Genomic DNA, 16,453 nt, shown 5'->3' on the forward strand with positions numbered 1-16,453 from the left:
GCGCTCCTTTGGGGGGCACGCTTTTCGGGAGGAGTGAAACAGGCAGCGTCCTTCCGCCCGGCACGCGCACCACGGTCAGGTCCGCGCCCCGTGCTCCGGCTCGCCGCCCACGCCGCTACCGGGGAGGTTTGTCATGCCGAGCGTGTCCACGAGCGTATTCGTGTCGAAGCCGGACACCGAGGTCTTCGACTTTCTCGCCGACGCCCGTAATCTCGCCCTGTGGAGCTCCGGTGTGACCTCCGTCGACGCAGCCACCGTGGTTCCCGGCCGCGACGCGGCGTACCGCTACCGCTACCCGGGCCGGCGCCGGCCGCACCGGCTGGTGTGCGACCACTTCGAACCCTGCCGCCGCATAGTCTTCCGCGGGCAGCGCATGTGGAGCCCGCTGGGCACCCAGGTGCCGGTCTACGGCTTCGACCTCATCCCGCACGGCGACGGCACGATGGTCCGGCTCTCGGTGACCAGCTGCCTCAGTGCCGCGCTGCTGCTGCTCGCCCCGGTCGTCGCGATGGCATGGCGGCGCGACCTGCCGGCCGACGCCCGCAAGTTCTGCGACCTGCTCGGCGGCCCGGCTGCCGCACCCGCTCCGCTGCACGGCCCGCCCGCGCCCGCGACGGGGTCAGCCGACCCCGGTCCCCCCGCTGCGACGCCGCTGCGCACCTCACCGGCACCCGGTGGCTTCGACTACGCTCATTGAGTGTTAAACTAACAAGGTGACGCGGCGCCCCCGAGCCCGTCATGCGTGACCGCCCCGGCCAGGTCCCCCCGTCCCGGCCGGGGCTCCCGCATGTCCGGGGTCCCTCCACCCTCCGGGCCCCGTCGCCCGGGGACTGCTCCGGTACTGCGGCGGGCCTGCGCGGCGGCGCCGCCCGTGGCAGGCTTGCGGCGACCCACCGTCACCGCCCCGGCAAGGAGCCGACGTTGCGCAGAACCACCCCCGCCGCCGTGGCCGTCAGTGCCGCACTCGCACTGGTCGCCACCGTCACCACCGCGGGAAGCGCGGTGGCCAGGACCCCGTCGCGGCCCAAGCCGCTGCCGTTGCCGCTGACCATGGTGAACGACGGCGGCGGCAGCCAGCTGATCGTCGCGACCGCGCCCACCGCCGGCGCCACCTCGGGCACCCTCACCTGGTGGGAGCGCAGCGGTAGCACCTGGATCGCGGTCGGCACCGCACCCGCCCGCTTCGGCAGCCACGGCCTGACCGCGGGCACCACCCGCAAGCAGAACACCGGCACCACCCCCGCCGGCCTGTACGGGCTTCCCTTGGCCTTCGGCAACAGCGCCGCGCCGGCCGGCACCACGCTGTCCTACCGCCGCGTCACCGCGTCCTCCTGGTGGTGCGAGGACACCGCCTCGACCTCGTACAACCGCTGGGTCAGCCCGCTGCCGAAGGACTGCCGGGCGAGCGAGTCGGAGCACCTGGCCGACTATCCGACGCAGTACGCGCGCGCCGTGCTCATCGACTTCAACTACACCGCGCCGGTCAAGGGCCGCGGCGCCGGGATCTTCCTGCACGTCAACGGCAGTGGCGCGACCGCCGGTTGCGTGTCGATCCCGGCGGACGCGCTGGGCCGCGTGCTGGCCTGGCTCAAGCCCGCGGCCCATCCGCACATCGCGATCGGCACCGACGGCGGCACGCTGGACGTCACCCGCTACTGAACGGTCACCGGGCGGCGCGCTCCGCGTCGCCCGGCGCGTCCTGCGGGGCGACCCCGGACATCTTGTCCGGGTTGGTGACCAGGTAGATCCCGGTGACCTTGTCGTCGTCCGCGTCCAGGTCCACGACCATGACAGCGGTGGGGGAGTCGTCCGCGAAGACGACCACCGACGGGTCGCCGTTGACCTGCCGGTAGCGGATGTCGACCGCCGCGGGCAGCCGGTTGGCCGCGTAACCGCTGATCAGCTTCGCCACCTTCTCCCGGCCCGACACCGGCCGCGACGCGGCGTCCGCCTTGCCGCCGCCGTCGGTCCACAGCGTCACGTCGGGGGCGAGCAGGCTCATCAGCTCCGCCAGGTCGCCGCCCAGCGCCGCGTCGATGAACCGCTCGGTCACCTGCCGCTGCAACCGCCGGTCCGCCTGGTAGCGCGGCCGGCGCGCCTGCACGTGCTCCCGCGCCCGGTGCGCGAGCTGTCTGACCGCCGAGGGGCTGCGGTCCAGGATCGCGGCGATCTCGGTGTGCGGGTAGCCGAACACCTCGTGCAGCACGAACACCGCCCGCTCCAGCGGGGTCAGCGTCTCCAGCACCACCAGCATCGCGATCGACACCGACTCGTTGCGCAGCGCCGGCTCGGCCGCGTCCGCCGACAGCGCCGCCTGCGGCGACCCCGCGGTCTCCGGCGCCCCGGTGGCCAGCGGCTCTGGAAGCCACGGGCCGACGTAGGTCTCGCGGCGGCGGCTGATGCCGGCCCGCCGTGCCAGTGCCTGGTTGACCGCGATCCTCACCAGATACGCCCGCGGGTTGTCGATGTCCTCGCCGAGCGTCCCGGCGCTGCGGCGTGTCCAGGCCAGCCAGGTCTCCTGCAGGACGTCCTCGGTGTCGGCGACGCCGCCGAGCATGTTGTAGACGACCGAGAACAGCAGCTCCCGGTGGCTGACGAACTCGGCGGTCGCCCGGTCGCCGGCCGCAGCGGCATGCCGGGTCGGAGTGTCGGACACGATGGATCCTCCTGCGGTGCGTTTTCCCGTCGGCCCCACGAGGGCCCGGCCTGCCTCCAGCGTGACATCGTGCGGCCGGTATGTGATGTGTGTCTCGCGCCGGCGGGAAATTGTGCCTGATGAGACGGTTTTGTCCGGTTCTCCCGGCGGGAGGTCGCGGCGCCGCTGTCACATCCGGGCCGCGCCGGTGCTCTTTGTTGCGCGGGGCGTGGACGACGGCCCGGCGGCAGCCCGGCAACGGGTGCAGGAGGGGGGCCGCCGGTCCGTCGCAGCGCCCCGGCCCCGCCCCGACCGGGGCGGCGGGATACGACGACGTGCCGAAGGAAGTGGTCCGCCGTGGCCGACACGCAGCAGGACATCGATTTCACCATCATGTACGCGACCCACCGGGCCTTCCGGCGCGACCTGCGGCGGCTCACCGCCGCCGTGGGGGCGGGACACGCCGGCGCCCCGCAGATCCTGGCCGGCTGGGAGAACTTCAGCCACCAGCTGCACAACCACCACTCCGTCGAGGACGCGGCCCTCTGGCCGCAGGTCGAGGCCAGGATCCAGGGCCGGCCCGGCGACCTGGAGCTGATGGCGGCCATGGAGGAGGAGCACGCGGAGCTCGGCCCGCGGCTCGACGCGGTCGACACCGCGCTCCGCTCCCGCGCTGACGACCTCCCGGCCCGCGTCCAGGACCTGTACGAGGTGATGGACCACCACTTCGCGCACGAGGAGAACGCCGCGCTGCCGCTGATCCAGGAGGTGCTGACCCGGGCAGAATGGCAGAAGTTCGGGCTGGCCAACGCCAGGAACCTCGGCGTCAGGGGCGTCGCCGTCTACGTCCCGTGGGTGATCGACGGCGCCTCGGCCCAGGAGCGGCGCGAGTTCCTGGGCGCGTTTCCGCCGCCGGTGAGGGTGGCGAACACGGTGCTGTGGCAGCGTGCGTACCACAAGAAAGGTCTCTGGAAGGTCTGAGGCGAGCGGCGGCCGAAGAGACCGCCGGCCGGCCCCGACGCGAGAGGACGCCATGTGCTGGTCCGCCACGGCCGATCTTGCGGCCGGGTCCGCGATCTGCGCGCTCGGCGTGGCCTGCGTGGCACGGACCCGGCGGGTCCGCGACCTGCCGCTGGCCGCGCTGCCCCTGCTGCTGGGGGCGCACCAGCTGATCGAGGCCGCGGTCTGGCACGGTGACGGCGGCACGGGCGCCGCCACCACCGCGTGGACGGTGATCGCCCTGCCACTGCTCGCGCTCTGGGTGCCGCTCGCGGTCCTGTCCGCCTCGCCCGGCGCCCGCCTGCGGCTGCTCGCCCCGGCGGTGGTGGGCGCCGTGACCGCGACCGTCCTCGCCGTGCGCGTCGCGGCCCGTCCCCCGTCCGCGAAGATCCACGGCCACACGGTCGGCTACTCCGTGCACGTCCCGCACGCCTCGTGGCTGATCGCCGGCTACCTCTTCGCCACGGTGGGCGCGCTCCTCCTCACCCCCGACCGGACCCTGCGCCTGCTGGGCGCCCTCACCGCCACCGGCGCCGTCGTCTGCGCGGCGCTCTGGCGCCTGGAGTTCATCTCCACCTGGTGCGCCGTCGCCGCCGTCACCTCCCTCACCCTGCTGGTCCGCACGGCCCACCCGCCGCCGAGGGGACGACCGCCGGCAAGGTGTCAGTAACGAAGCACCGCCGCCACATGCCCGACGTCGGCGAGCTCGCCGTCGGGGACGAAACGCACCCTCGCCCCGATGTCCAGCGCCTGCTCGGCGATCTCGTCGACGATGTCGTCCCGCGCCCCCCGGTCACCGGCGGCGGCCGGCACCAGGTGGTCGCCGTCGTCCCGCACCGTCGTGCGGTAACCGTCCTCGATCGCGACCAGCGCCACCCGCGCCTCGGCGACCGACTGCCACACCTCGTCCACACCGCCCGCCAAGGCCTTGCGGCCGCGCGCCTCGTCCAGCTCGGACAGCACGCCCGCGACCTCCTCCTCGGCCTGCCGCTCCGCCGCGGCGGCAAGAGCCTCGCGCAGCGCCTCGCCCGGGCCCTCGGCCAGACCGCCCTGGACGATCCGCCCGGCGGACTCCTTCACCAGCCTGCCCGCCTCGTCCAGCGCGGCCAGCGCCGCCGCCTCGCCGGCCACGTACACCGGCCGCGGATCGGCCGCGACGACCACCCCCGCCTTCTCGGTCACCTCCCGCAGGAACTGCCGGGTCCGCTCGTCGCGGAAGGTGCTCGCAGTGTCACCGGCGCGCTCCTCGCGCTGCGGGTCGACGTCCCCCGCCGCCCGGCGCAGCGGGAAGGTGTCCGTGACCTGCTCCGGCGCCCGCCCCTTGCACCCGCTCCACAGCGTCGCGACGTCCGCGGACAGCGCCAGCACCCAGAACGGCTGGTTGGCGACATGGGCGGCCACCAGGTTCCGGGTCAGGAAGGTCTGCGCGAGCAGCACCCTGGCCGGTACGGTCCGCGCCATCGTCCACACCTGGTGCTCGCCGGGCGCGGCGAAGATCGCCAGGCCGTCCTCGGCGTGCACCAGGTCCACCTCGCCGAGCGCCTGGTCGAGCTGGCCGATCACGTCGATCCGGTCGGACCGCGAGACCTCCGGGTCGTTGTGCACCGCGTCCTTGGCCTCTTCCAGCAGATTGCGCAGCCGCACCCGGTCCTGCGAGTTGGCGGGCTCGCGGCGGTGGGTCGGCAGCAGGACCGAGACGGCCGGGTAGGGTCGCGGGCGGCGCAGCTCGGCAAGGACTGCGGGGCTGATCGGCGCATGCATGGCAGGGCCCTTTCGGCGGCGGCATCGCGTGCCGGTGACGTCCCCCGGAGCGTCCTTTTGTCTCTTCATGGATATATCAATGTCCGGCCCGCCGCAGCTCGTGTCCGCGCGGCCCGCCCACCACGGGCGACCCCGGCCCGCCGCCGCCTCTCCGGCCCGCGGCCCGCGCGGAAAACGGAACGCCCCGCGCCGCCGGGGCCGCTGCTGACAGCCACAGGACCATATGCGAAGCTGCCGACCGCGACGAGGGGAGGCGGCGGTGGGCGAGCGGGAGGCCACAGCCGGGCCGCGAGGGGCCGGAGAGCACCAGGGGACCGCAGGACCACCGGCAACGGGCGCGCAAGGGCGCGACCGGGCCGGACGGGGCCGGGCGGGAGCGGCCGGCACGGCGCTGGCCGTCGTCGCCGTCGCCGGTACCGCGCTCGCCGCGGTGCTGCTGCGCCCCGACCGATCGCTGCTGGCCGAGAGCGGCGGCCCGCTGGACAACACCGCCGTCGTCGTGCTGCTCGCGGTGGCCTGCCTGGTCGGCGGGCTGATGCTCAGCAGCCGCTACCGTGCCCGCCTCGGCTACGACCAGAGCCTGCCGCCCTTCGAGCAGCGGCTGGCCGACGTGGTCCGGGTGACGCTGGTCGCCGCCGCGGTGCTGGTGCCGGTCCTGCTGCTCGCCATGCACCACTTCCCCGCCGGGGGCGCCGAGCCGCAGCCGGTGCAGACCCGCGACGACTTCTTCCCCCACACCCAGCGCCCGATCCCGCCGCACCGCGTGACCGGACCGAGCTCCGCCGGCCGGCTCACCCTGCCGCACCTGCTGGTGGTGCTCGGCATCGCCGCACTGGTCGTCGCCCTGCTCATCGCCGGATACCGGCTGTGGCGCCAGCTGCGGCGCACCGCCGCGGCGGCGGACGCGGACCCGTACCGCCCCGCCGAGGAGGAGGTGCTCGCCGACGCCGTCGACTCCGGCCGCCGCGCGCTGCTCGACGGCGCCGACGCCCGCGCCGCCGTCATCGCCTGCTATGCCGCCATGGAGACCTCGCTCGCCCGTTCCGGCGTCGCCCGCCGCGCCTCCGACAGCCCGCAGGACCTGCTGGAGCGCGCCGCCGGCAGCGGCCTGCTGACCGGCCCGCACGCCACCGACCTGACCGCGCTGTTCCGCGAGGCCCGCTACTCCACCCACCCCATGGACCGCACCCACCGCGACCGGGCCGCCGCCGCCCTGGACGCCATCGCCGCGCAGCTCGCCGAGCGCGCGGCGGCGGACGATCCGCAGCCCGGCGACGGCCCCGGCGGCGGCGCGCAGGGGACGCAACCGACCGCGGGAGTCCGCCGGTGACCGAGCCCCCCGAGCCCGGCGCGCCCGGCTCCGTACGCCACTCGCTGACCCTGCTGACCGCGGTCGGCGCCGTCGCCGTGGTCCTGCTCGGGCTCACCGAGGGGCTGCCGGGCGCGGCCACCGGGCTCGCCCTCTGTACCGTCGCCGGCCTCGGCATCGCCCGATACGTCTCCGGCGCGGGCGCCCAGGACAGCGGCTTCCGCCGCTCGGTGCGGCTGCTCGGCGCCCGGGCGCCCGCCCTCGGCGAGTGGCAGCGCGTGGTCGACAAGTCGATCGGTGAGCGCAGCGACGTGCACTTCGTCGCCACCCTCAGGCCGCAGTTGCAGCGGCTGTTCGCCGCCCGGCTCGCCGAGCGGCACGGCGTCGAGCTCCACCGCAGCCCCGAGCGGGCCAAGGCCCTGATCGGCGCCGACCTGTGGCCGTGGATCGACCCGCGGACCCGGCCCGCGCACCGCCCCGACGACCCGGAGCGGGTGCTGCGCGCCCTGCTCGACCGGCTGGAGGCGCTGGCGGGGCCACCCCTCGGCGAGCCGGGGCGACCGCCGGGCGAACCCGCGGCGAAGGACCCGTCGACCGGCCTCCGCACCACCACCAGGCACAGTGAGGACCCGCAGTGACCAGCGAAGACCACATCACCGAGCACCACACCCTCACCCCGCGGCAGGCCGGTGGGCGAGCCGCGGAAGTGCTGGCCGAGGTCCGCACCGCCGTCGTCGGCAAGCCCCGGCCGCTGGACATGGTCATGCTCGGCATCCTGGCCGGCGGGCACGTGCTGATCGAGGACCTGCCAGGACTGGGCAAGACCCTGCTCGCCCGGTCCTTCGCCACCGCGCTGGGCCTGGACTTCCGGCGTATCCAGTTCACCCCCGACCTGCTGCCCTCCGACGTCACCGGCGCGCCCTTCTACGACCAGCGCACCGCCGACATGGTCTTCCGGCCGGGACCGGTCTTCACCCACCTGCTGCTCGCCGACGAGATCAACCGCACCCCGCCCAAGACGCAGGCCTCGCTCCTGGAGGCGATGGCCGAGTCCCAGGTGTCCATCGACGGCAGCACCCGGCCGCTGCCCGACCCCTTCGTGGTCATCGCCACCGCGAACCCGATCGAGTACGAGGGCACCTACTCGCTGCCCGAGGCCCAGCTCGACCGCTTCCTGCTCCGGGTGCGCATGGGCTACCTGACCGCGCCCGAGGAGACCGGGATGCTGCGCGCCCGGATCGCCCGCGCCGCGCCCGAGGCGGTGCTGCGCACGCTCAGCGGCCCCAAGGAGGTGCTGGCGATGCGCGCCGCGGTCGAACAGGTCGAGGTCGAGGACGACCTGCTCGACTACGTCGTCGCGCTGGTCGGCGCCACCCGCGGCCACCAGCACATCCAGGTAGGCGCCTCGCCGCGCGGCGGCCTGGCACTGGTCCAGCTCGCCCGCGCCCGGGCCGTGCTGGACCTGCGCGACTACGCCACTCCCGAGGACGTCAAGGACGTGGCCGTCGCCGCCCTCGCCCACCGGGTGACCCTCAAGCCCGAACTGTGGGTCCGGCAGATCGCCGCCGACGACGTCATCGCCGAGATCGTACAGTCCGTGGCCGCGCCGCAGACCCTGCCCCGCAGCCCCGTCGCGTCATGACGGAGCGACCCGCCGCCCTCGACCGGGCACTCGGCGGGGCGACCGCCGCGCCCACCGAGCCGCCGCCCGCCCCGCCGCCGGGCTGGCGGGCCGGCGAGCGCACCCTGCGCTACGGCACGGTCGCCGCGGTCGCGGTGGCCGCCGCCCTGGTCACCGGGCACGCCTGGCTGCTGGCCGCGGCCGCCGCCCCGCTGGCGCTGCTCGCGCTGGCCCTGCCGACCGGCAGCAGGCCGCAGCACCTCGCGCCCACGGTCGACGTCCAGCCGCGGCGCTGCTTCGAGGGCGAGCGGGTCACCGCCACCGTCACGCTCGCGCACGACGGCACCGCGGGGCGGCTGGACCCGGGGATCACCCTCGGCCCCGGCGTCCGGCTCGACGACCTCCACGTCGACGGCGGGCGCCTCCGGCTGACCTTCACCGCCGAGCGCTGGGGCCGCTGGACGGTCGGCACGGTCGACCTCGACGTCTACGACAGCGGCGGCACCGCCCGCCGCACCCTGCGCGTCGACCTCGGCGAGGTCGCGGTCTTCCCGGTCCCCACCGGGACCGCCGTCACCCCGATCCCGGTACGGCTGCCGCAGCGGCTCGGCGAGCACACCTCCGCCCAGCGCGGCGAGGGCGTCGAGGTCACCGGCGTCCACCCGTACGTACGCGGCGAGCGGCAGCGCCGCATCCACTGGCCCGCGACCACCCGGCGCGGCGAGCTGCAACTGCACCAGTTCGCGGCGGAACGGGCGGCCGACACCGTCGTGCTGCTCGACGTGCTCGCCGACGTCCGCGACCCGGTCACCCGTACGTCCTCGCTGGACGAGACCTTCCGCGCGGCGGCCGGCCTGGTCCGCGCCTACCTGCGCACCCACGACCGGATCGGCGTGGTCTCGATCGGCGGCACCACCCGCTGGCTGCAGCCCGGCAGCGGCCAGAGCTACTTCTACCGGATCGTGGAGAGCGTCCTCGACGTCCGCAAGGACCTCGGCTACCGGACCGCGGGCCTCGGCAGGCTGCCGCCGCCCGCGCTGCCGGAGAGCGCGCTGGTGTACGTCTTCACGCCGCTGACCGACCAGCGCATCCTCGACGTGCTCGACCAGGTCAGGTCGCGGACCAACCCGCTGGTGGTGGTCGAGATCCCCTCCGGGGACCCGGCGGTCGAACCGGGCGACCGCACCGCGGAACTCGCCCTGCGGCTGTGGCGCGCCGACCGCGACGCCATGCGCTTCGCGCTGACCGAGCGCGGTGTCGCCGTCGTCACCCACCGGCCGGGCGAGACCCTCGACCTGGCACTCGCGCCGCTGCTGCGCACCCGGATCCACGGAGGACGCCGATGAGCCGCGCGATGGACGCCCACCGGCTGACCGCCCGCATCCTCGGGGTGGCGCTGGCCGTCGCCGCCTGCAATCCGCCGCGCACCCTGGACGGGCCGCTCATCGGCTGGGCCCTCGGCCTGGCCGCGGCCGGCGCCGCCTGGTGGGCCGCGCCGATGGTCGACGCTCGCCCGGTGCTCAGCTCGATGCGGTGGGGCGCGGTGGCGGCGCACCGGCGCAACACGCTGCTGCCCGCCGGAGCCGTCGTGCTGGCCGCGATGACCGGTCCCGCGGTGTGGGTGGCGGCCTGCGTCGTCGGCCTGCTGGTGGCCTATCTACTGGTCACCGACGGCTGGACGATGGGCGCGACGACCCCTCCGGGGACGGACCGCGCCACCCCCGCGGTGGCCGCCGCCGCGGCGGCCGCGGTGGTCTTCGCGGCGGCCACCGCCCCGGTCGCCCACACGTCCTGGTCCCGCCTCCCCGCCGCCCTGGCCCTCGCGGCCACCGCCGCCGCCGTGGCCCTGGCCCTCCGGCGCGCCCCCTGAGCACTGCGGGCCCGGGCCCCCTTGGGCCCGATCCCCGACGGTGTTCGCGTGCAGGGCGTGCCGGCCGTGGCACCGGGGTGGGGTAGGTTGAGCGCCGACCGGCAGTACACCGCGACCAGCCGAGGAGGTGGGACCGATTCCCAGCAGTACGTACCGGGCGCTCCCGCCGTGCGGCCCCGCGAGGCCTGCGGCCTCCTGACCGGAGCCGGGGAGCGCCTACCGGCTTCCCGAGAGGTTCACATGTCGGACTCCGTCACACCGTTGCCCGAATCCGCACCGCACCCCGGCGTCGTCGCCCGACTGCGGGCCGCGGGCTGCGTCTTCGCCGAGGACGAGGCGCGGATCATCCTGGCCACCGCCACCACACCGGACGAGCTGGCGGCGATGGTCGCCCGCCGGGCCGGCGGGCTGCCGCTGGAACACGTCGTCGGCTGGGCCGAGTTCTGCGGCCTGCGGATCGCCGTCGACCCGGGGGTCTTCGTGCCCCGCAGGCGTACCGAACTCCTGGTGCGCGAGGCGGTCGCGCTCGGCCGGGCGGCCGCCGGCGAGGGCCACGAGGTCGTCGTGCTCGACCTGTGCTGCGGCTCCGGCGCGGTCGGCGCGGCGCTGGCCGCGGCCCTGGGGCGTACGCGGCTGCACGCCGCCGACCTCGACCCGGCGGCCGTCGCCTGCGCGGCCCGCAACCTCGCCCCCGCCGGCGGGCGGGTCCACTGCGGCGACCTCTTCGCCGCGCTGCCCGCCGAACTGCGCGGCACGGTCGACCTGCTGGCCGCCAACGTGCCGTACGTGCCCAGCTCCGCCGTCGGCCTGCTGCCGCCCGAGGCACGCGACCACGAGGCGCTGATGGCTCTCGACGGGGGCCACGACGGCCTCGACGTGATGCGCCGGGTCGCGGCCAGTGCCGCCGGCTGGCTCGCCCCCGGCGGCTCGCTGCTGGTGGAGGCCGGTGAGCGGCAGGCGCGCACCGCCGCCGGCATCCTGGCCGGCGGCGGCCTGCGGCCGCGCGTCGCCACCGACGACGACCTCGGGGCGACCGTCGTCATCGGCACCCGGCCGCGGTAGCCGCCCGGTGACGTGCCGTCGCCCCGGTCCGCGCAGCGGGCGGGGCGGCGGCCGGTTCCGGCGGCTCAGTCCTGCTGCTCGGCCGGCCGCAGGCCGGCCGTCCACTTCTCCTCGATGTTGCCGACCTTCCAGACGGTCATCGCCACCGCCCAGGTGAGGAAGAACAGCCCCACGATGACGTAGCCGACGATGTTGAGGTCGAGCCCGGCCACCCAGTCCCAGAACGCCCCGTGCAGCCCTGCCTTCTCGCTGAGCAGGCCGACGAGTTCGACGGTGCCGATGATGAACGCGACCGCGACCGACAGGCCGGTGATGGTCAGGTTGTAGTAGACCTTGCGGACCGGCTTGGAGAAGGCCCACTCGTAGGCGAAGTTCATGAACGAGCCGTCGATGGTGTCCAGCAGGCACATCCCCGCCGCGAACAGCACCGGCAGGCACAGGATCGCGTACCACGGCAGCCCGGAGGCGGCGCCGGACCCGGCGAGCACCAGCAGCGCGATCTCGGTGGCGGTGTCGAAGCCGAGGCCGAACAGCAGGCCCAGCGGGTACATCTGCCACGGCTTGGTGATCGACTTCATCACCCGGCCGAGCAGCCGGTTCATGAACCCCCGGTTGTTCAGGTGCTCTTCGAGAGCGGCCTCGTCGTAGTGGCCGCCGCGCATCTGCCGGAAGACCTTCCAGATCCCGGCCAGGATCAGCAGGTTGAGGAAGGCGATGATGTAGAGGAAGGCGCCCGAGACGGTGGTGCCCACCCAGCCGGTGACGCTGTGCAGTTGCGAGCCGTCGTTCTCCACCGGGTCGGCCAGCGACCTGACGCCCAGCGACAGCAGGAAGGCCAGCCCGAAGACGATGCTGGAATGGCCGAGCGAGAACCAGAAGCCCACCGACAGCGGACGCTTGCCCTCGTGCATCAGCTTGCGGGTGGTGTTGTCGATCGCCGCGATGTGGTCGGCGTCGAACGCGTGCCGCATGCCCAGCGTGTACGCGGTCACCCCGATACCGATGCCGAAGGACTTGGTGCCCAGGCTGTAGTGCTCGGGCGCCACGATCGCCACCAGGGTGAACCACCCGATGACGTGCAGAGCCACGATGAACGCGGCCATCCCGCCCAGCCGGGTCCATTCCGCCCGCGTCATCGAACCGCCTATCCGGCGCCAGCGGGACCCCGCGGGGACGGCGGCCTCGGTGGTGGTGGTCATACGGCGTCCTCCGTCGGAGCGGCTGGGCACTTCCCGCAACAGACTACTTGTTGCGAATGACTCGCAATAGCCTCCCCCCGTGCCGCTCCGCTCACACCCGCCCGAGGTCAGCGCGGTGCGCGCGTCGGCAGCGGCCGCCGTGCGCCCCGGTGCCCGACCGCGCCCGCGCTGCGCCGGGAGCGCGAATCACGCCCCAGCGGGCCGCCGGTCACCGGCCGGCGAACGGCCGGAGACGCGCGGCCGGCGCCGCCCGGCCTGATTGACGCACCGCAGAGCGGAGCCCTACGCTCCAGGCGTAGTGATGATGTGGGGAAGCTGGTGGAATTCCAGCACGGTCGCGCCACTGTGATCCCGCCGCCGCAACAGGCGATACGGGGAGTCAGACAGCCGCTCATCACGACGCCCATGGAAGAGGGACGCACGATCCCCTAAGGAGGGCTCACCTTGAGCAGCATTTCCGCACCCCGCCCCACGGCCACGCCGGTCGTCCTGCCGGTCTCGAAGGCCGTGCTGTGGCTGGTCGGCACGGCGATATTCGCGCTCGCCGCCTACTACTTCGTCGGTGTCGACCAGGGCGCCGTCTCGGTCTTCGGCAAGGACATGCACATCCACGAGTTCGTCCACGACGCCCGCCACTTCCTCGGTTTCCCCTGCCACTGACACCGCCGGAACCGGACGTACGGACAACTCGACATGGAAAAGAAACTCATCCTGCGCGGCATCCTGGCCGGCGCAGCCGCCGGGCTGCTCGCCTTCCTCTTCGCCCGGGTCTTCGCAGAACCGCAGATCGGCCGGGCGATCGACTACGAGAGCGGCCGGGACGCCGCACAGGCCGCGCTGGACAAGGCCGGCGGGCTGCCGGCCGCGGCGGCCGACCCCGACCTGTTCAGCCGCACCGTGCAGGCCGACGTCGGGATCGGCGTCGGCATGATCGTCTTCGGGATGGCGATGGGGGCGCTGTTCGCCGTCGCCTACGCGATCTGCCTCGGCCGGGTCGGCGGGTTGCGGCCCCGCAGCCTGGCCCTGCTGGTCGCGGGCGGCGGATTCCTCGGCATGTACCTGGTGCCGTTCCTGAAGTACCCGGCCAACCCGCCGGCCATCGGCCATGAGGACACCATCAGGGCCCGCAGCGGCCTCTACCTGCTCATGGTGGTGTGCTCGGTGGCCTTCCTGATCGGCGCGGCCTGGCTGGGCAGGCGGCTGCAACCCAGGTTCGGCAACTGGAACGCCACCCTGCTGGCGGCCGCCGCCTTCGTCGTCGCCATCGGCGTGGTGATGGCGATCCTGCCCCCGCTGGGTCATCTGGCCTACAACAAGGAGCACTTCGGCAATCACGCGTCCGAGACGCCGCTGCCGCTCACCGACACCGACGGGCGCATCGTCTACCCGGGCTTCCCGGCCGACGTGCTGTTCTCCTTCCGCTCCTACTCCGTCGCCGCCCAACTGCTGCTCTGGTCGGCGATCGGCCTGGTCTTCGCGCCGCTGGCCGAGCGCCTGCTGCAGCCCAGGACCGACGGCGCCACCGCACGAGGGGCGGCGCCCGTACCGGCGTGACGCACCAGCCGCACCGAACGGCCGGACCGGGCGCGGTGATCGAGGAGATCACCGCGCTCGGTCCGTTCTTCGCCGTCGCCACCCACCCGGCCGGCGCACCCCCCGCCGGGCCGTGGCAACCGCTGACGGGGCCGCTGCTCGCCGAGCGCGCCGCCGGCGTCAGGGCGTATCTGGCCGCGGCCGGCGGGCAGCCGCCGGAAGCGGTCGAGCCGCGGGTGGCCGCCTCGGTCGCCCATCTCGGCCTGGCCGCGCGGCTGGTGTCGCCCGCGCTGGCCGCCGCGGTCCTGCACGGGCGGGTGCTCGGCTGCGACCTGGGCGCGGTCCGCTGGCAGCCCGCGCTCGGCGGCCCGGTACCGCTCTCGCTGCCGGACGACGCATTGCTCCCGCCCGCTGCGGCGCCCTCGGCCGGCCGGCTCGCCGACGCCGTCGCCCGGCGGGTACTCGACGGCCCGCTCGCCGAACTGGCCGGCCTCTTCGGCGCGTCGGGTGTCTCCCCGCACATCCTGCTGGGCAACACCGCCTCCGCCGTCAACGGCGCGGCGACCGCGCTGGGCGCCGCCCGGCCCGAACTGGCCGCCCGGGCAAGGGCCTTCACCGCCCTGCTGCTGGAACGGCCGCCGCTGCGCCCGCAGCGCGGCCGTACGCCGGCGGGCGCCTTCCGGCGGCGCAGCTGCTGCCTGATCTACCGCGCCGCGCCCGGCCGGGCGGGCGCCCTGTGCGGTGACTGCGTCCTGCACGGTGCGACCGCGTGAGCGGGGCTGCCGTCCAGGGCGCCGGACACGCTGTGCCAGACTCCGCCGGGTGAGGCAGATCTACGTCATCGGCATCGGCGCGGGCGACCCCCGGCAGCTCACGCTCCAGGCGATCGACGCCCTGGGCCGCGCCGACGTCTTCTTCCTGCTGGACAAGGGCGAGGACAAGGCGGGCCTGGTACGGCTGCGCGAGGACATCCTCGAACGCCACGCGGCCGGCCCGCACCGGGTGGTCGTCGCCCGCGACCCCGACCGGGACCGTACGGCCGCCACCGGGGCGTACGCACCGGCGGTGGACGACTGGCGGCGCCGCCGCGCCGACATCTACCAGCGGCTGATCGCCGAGGAGCTGGCCGAGGACGGCTGCGGCGCGTTCCTGGTGTGGGGCGACCCCGCGCTCTACGACAGCACGCTGGCCGTCCTGGAGGACGTGCACGCCCGGGGCGGCGCCGACTTCGACTGGACGGTCGTGCCCGGCATCAGCAGCGTCGCGACGCTGGCCGCCCGGCACCGCACCGGGCTCAACCAGGTGGGCCGCCCGGTCCAGATCACCACCGGGCGGCGGCTCGCCGACGCCGGCGGACTGCCGGACGGCGTGGACGACGTGGTGGTGATGCTCGACGCCCGCCAGGCCTTCGGCGCCCTCGCCGGCCAGGGCCTGCACATCTTCTGGGGCGCCTACCTCGGCACCCCCGACGAGATCCTGCTGGCCGGCCCGCTGGACGAGGCGATGGCCGACCGTATCCGGGCGGCGCGGACCGATGCCCGCGCCCGCAAGGGCTGGATCATGGACACCTACCTGCTGCGCAGGACCGGGCCGGCAACCCCGGCCGCGCCGGACGCCGCGACCTCCCCGCCTCCCATGGCGGGCGGCGACCCGCCGTGACGCGGCGGGTGCTGGTCCTCGGCGGGACGGCCGAGGCCCGCGTCCTCGCGGGCCTGCTTGACGGCGACCCGGGGCTGGCCGTGACGACGTCGCTCGCCGGGCGCACCCCGCAGCCCGGGCCGCTCGCCGGGCAGGTCAGAACCGGCGGGTTCGGCGGCGCCGCGGGGCTCGCCGGGTGGCTGCGCGACCAGCGGGCCGACGCCGTCGTCGACGCCACCCACCCCTTCGCCGCGGCGATCAGCGCCCACGCGGCGCAGGCGGCCCTGGCCACCGGCGTACCGCTGCTGGCGCTGCGGCGGCCGGGCTGGAGCGCGGGGGTGGGGGACCGCTGGCACTGGGCGGACAGCCTCGCCGAGGCCGCGGCCCTGCTTCCGGCGCTCGGACAGCGCCCGTTCCTCACCACCGGCCGGCAGGACCTCGCGGCCTTCGCCGGACTCCCGCTGGACTTCCTGGCCCGCTCCGTCACCCCGCCGGACCCGCCGCTGCCCGCACGGCTCCGGGTCCTGCTCGACCGCGGCCCCTTCACCCTCGACGCCGAGCGCGCGCTGCTCCGCGAGCACCGTGTCGACGTCCTGGTCACCAAGGACAGCGGCGGCCAGGACACCGCCGCCAAGCTCACCGCGGCGCGCGAGGCCGCGCTGCCCGTCCTGATCGTCCGCCGCCCGCCCCCGGCCCCGGCCCCCGGCGTCTCCACTGTCACCACCCCGGCCGCCGCCGTGCGGTGGCTGCGCGCGCTGCGCTGACACGCCCGCCGCACGCCCAAGGGCCGTACGGAACGCCGCCTTTCGGCGGAAGGGGTCAACCG

18 protein-coding genes are annotated in these 16,453 nt (G+C 75.1%); 15 read left to right on the plus strand and 3 right to left on the minus strand.

Going from position 1 to position 16,453, the window contains the following annotated elements; translation table 11 throughout:
- Positions 1–142 precede the first annotated feature (142 nt).
- On the plus strand, positions 143–697 hold the full coding sequence (locus tag OG702_RS34285; protein ID WP_327292860.1) for an SRPBCC family protein: 555 nt from the start codon (positions 143–145) through the stop codon (positions 695–697).
- A gap of 224 nt (positions 698–921) precedes the next feature.
- Positions 922–1,659, plus strand: coding sequence for a L,D-transpeptidase family protein (locus OG702_RS34290; RefSeq protein WP_442814674.1), 738 nt, complete (start codon positions 922–924; stop codon positions 1,657–1,659).
- Between the two features lie 4 nt (positions 1,660–1,663).
- Here OG702_RS34290 and sigJ read toward each other — a convergent pair whose 3' ends face one another.
- Positions 1,664–2,656: an RNA polymerase sigma factor SigJ gene (gene sigJ, locus OG702_RS34295; protein WP_327292861.1), complete on the minus strand. Its 993-nt coding sequence runs from the start codon at positions 2,654–2,656 to the stop codon at positions 1,664–1,666.
- A 336-nt stretch (positions 2,657–2,992) separates the two neighbouring features.
- Between sigJ and OG702_RS34300 the strand changes: the two genes are divergently transcribed.
- A complete protein-coding gene (locus OG702_RS34300) occupies positions 2,993–3,616 on the plus strand; it encodes a hemerythrin domain-containing protein (RefSeq protein WP_327292862.1) in 624 nt (207 codons plus the stop codon).
- A 52-nt stretch (positions 3,617–3,668) separates the two neighbouring features.
- The gene (locus tag OG702_RS34305; RefSeq protein ID WP_327292863.1) at positions 3,669–4,304 is read left to right on the plus strand and encodes a DUF6629 family protein; all 636 of its coding nucleotides are present in this window, start codon (positions 3,669–3,671) and stop codon (positions 4,302–4,304) included.
- On the opposite strand, the gene OG702_RS34310 is transcribed toward OG702_RS34305, so the two are convergent.
- Positions 4,298–5,395, minus strand: a complete 1,098-nt coding sequence (locus OG702_RS34310) for a baeRF3 domain-containing protein (RefSeq protein WP_327292864.1) — start codon at positions 5,393–5,395, stop codon at positions 4,298–4,300. The two genes, OG702_RS34305 and OG702_RS34310, sit on opposite strands and share 7 nt — an antisense overlap.
- A gap of 259 nt (positions 5,396–5,654) precedes the next feature.
- On the opposite strand from OG702_RS34310, the gene OG702_RS34315 reads away from it, so the two are divergent.
- From OG702_RS34315 to OG702_RS34340, 6 genes are all read left to right on the plus strand, one after another.
- Positions 5,655–6,725 (plus strand): DUF4129 domain-containing protein, encoded by a 1,071-nt coding sequence (locus OG702_RS34315; RefSeq protein ID WP_327292865.1) that lies wholly within the window; start codon positions 5,655–5,657, stop codon positions 6,723–6,725.
- Entirely contained in the window at positions 6,722–7,342 is a 621-nt protein-coding gene (locus tag OG702_RS34320; RefSeq protein WP_327292866.1) for a hypothetical protein, read from the plus strand. Before OG702_RS34315 ends, OG702_RS34320 begins: the two co-directional genes overlap by 4 nt.
- Complete coding sequence (locus OG702_RS34325; RefSeq protein WP_327292867.1) at positions 7,339–8,346, plus strand: AAA family ATPase; 1,008 nt, start codon at positions 7,339–7,341, stop codon at positions 8,344–8,346. The genes OG702_RS34320 and OG702_RS34325 overlap by 4 nt, the downstream gene beginning before the upstream one ends.
- Positions 8,343–9,671 carry a DUF58 domain-containing protein gene (locus tag OG702_RS34330; RefSeq protein WP_327292868.1) on the plus strand — a complete coding sequence of 443 codons (1,329 nt, stop codon included), beginning with the start codon at positions 8,343–8,345 and terminating at the stop codon, positions 9,669–9,671. The genes OG702_RS34325 and OG702_RS34330 overlap by 4 nt, the downstream gene beginning before the upstream one ends.
- Positions 9,668–10,195: a hypothetical protein gene (locus OG702_RS34335; protein ID WP_327292869.1), complete on the plus strand. Its 528-nt coding sequence runs from the start codon at positions 9,668–9,670 to the stop codon at positions 10,193–10,195. The genes OG702_RS34330 and OG702_RS34335 overlap by 4 nt, the downstream gene beginning before the upstream one ends.
- Before the next feature lie 240 nt (positions 10,196–10,435).
- Complete coding sequence (locus tag OG702_RS34340; RefSeq protein WP_327292870.1) at positions 10,436–11,257, plus strand: putative protein N(5)-glutamine methyltransferase; 822 nt, start codon at positions 10,436–10,438, stop codon at positions 11,255–11,257.
- Between the two features lie 65 nt (positions 11,258–11,322).
- On the opposite strand, the gene OG702_RS34345 is transcribed toward OG702_RS34340, so the two are convergent.
- Positions 11,323–12,393: a HoxN/HupN/NixA family nickel/cobalt transporter gene (locus OG702_RS34345; protein WP_442814760.1), complete on the minus strand. Its 1,071-nt coding sequence runs from the start codon at positions 12,391–12,393 to the stop codon at positions 11,323–11,325.
- A gap of 507 nt (positions 12,394–12,900) precedes the next feature.
- On the opposite strand from OG702_RS34345, the gene OG702_RS34350 reads away from it, so the two are divergent.
- Genes OG702_RS34350 through OG702_RS34370 form a run of 5 tightly spaced genes read left to right on the plus strand, consistent with a single transcriptional unit; the run spans position 12,901 to position 16,391 of the window.
- Complete coding sequence (locus OG702_RS34350) at positions 12,901–13,116, plus strand: CbtB domain-containing protein (protein ID WP_442814675.1); 216 nt, start codon at positions 12,901–12,903, stop codon at positions 13,114–13,116.
- 33 nt (positions 13,117–13,149) lie between these two features.
- Positions 13,150–14,010 (plus strand): CbtA family protein, encoded by an 861-nt coding sequence (locus OG702_RS34355; protein WP_327292872.1) that lies wholly within the window; start codon positions 13,150–13,152, stop codon positions 14,008–14,010.
- Positions 14,007–14,762: a (2Fe-2S)-binding protein gene (locus tag OG702_RS34360; protein WP_327292873.1), complete on the plus strand. Its 756-nt coding sequence runs from the start codon at positions 14,007–14,009 to the stop codon at positions 14,760–14,762. Before OG702_RS34355 ends, OG702_RS34360 begins: the two co-directional genes overlap by 4 nt.
- A 49-nt stretch (positions 14,763–14,811) precedes the next feature.
- Positions 14,812–15,648, plus strand: a complete 837-nt coding sequence (gene cobF, locus OG702_RS34365; protein WP_327292874.1) for a precorrin-6A synthase (deacetylating) — start codon at positions 14,812–14,814, stop codon at positions 15,646–15,648.
- The gene (locus OG702_RS34370; RefSeq protein ID WP_327292875.1) at positions 15,645–16,391 is read left to right on the plus strand and encodes a cobalt-precorrin-6A reductase; all 747 of its coding nucleotides are present in this window, start codon (positions 15,645–15,647) and stop codon (positions 16,389–16,391) included. Before cobF ends, OG702_RS34370 begins: the two co-directional genes overlap by 4 nt.
- Positions 16,392–16,453: the final 62 nt, after the last annotated feature.

Source organism: Streptomyces sp. NBC_01198 (assembly GCF_036010485.1).
Lineage (GTDB): Bacteria > Actinomycetota > Actinomycetes > Streptomycetales > Streptomycetaceae > Actinacidiphila.

Bases quoted from the DNA above. Each gene is read 5' to 3' on its own strand.
- OG702_RS34310 (WP_327292864.1), bottom strand. From the start codon at position 5,395: ATGCATGCGCCGATCAGCCCCGCAGTCCTTGCCGAGCTGCGCCGCCCG.
- OG702_RS34355 (WP_327292872.1), top strand. From the start codon at position 13,150: ATGGAAAAGAAACTCATCCTGCGCGGCATCCTGGCCGGCGCAGCCGCC.
- OG702_RS34340 (WP_327292870.1), top strand. From the start codon at position 10,436: ATGTCGGACTCCGTCACACCGTTGCCCGAATCCGCACCGCACCCCGGC.
- OG702_RS34345 (WP_442814760.1), bottom strand. From the start codon at position 12,393: ATGACGCGGGCGGAATGGACCCGGCTGGGCGGGATGGCCGCGTTCATC.
- OG702_RS34305 (WP_327292863.1), top strand. From the start codon at position 3,669: ATGTGCTGGTCCGCCACGGCCGATCTTGCGGCCGGGTCCGCGATCTGC.
- OG702_RS34335 (WP_327292869.1), top strand. From the start codon at position 9,668: ATGAGCCGCGCGATGGACGCCCACCGGCTGACCGCCCGCATCCTCGGG.
- OG702_RS34330 (WP_327292868.1), top strand. From the start codon at position 8,343: ATGACGGAGCGACCCGCCGCCCTCGACCGGGCACTCGGCGGGGCGACC.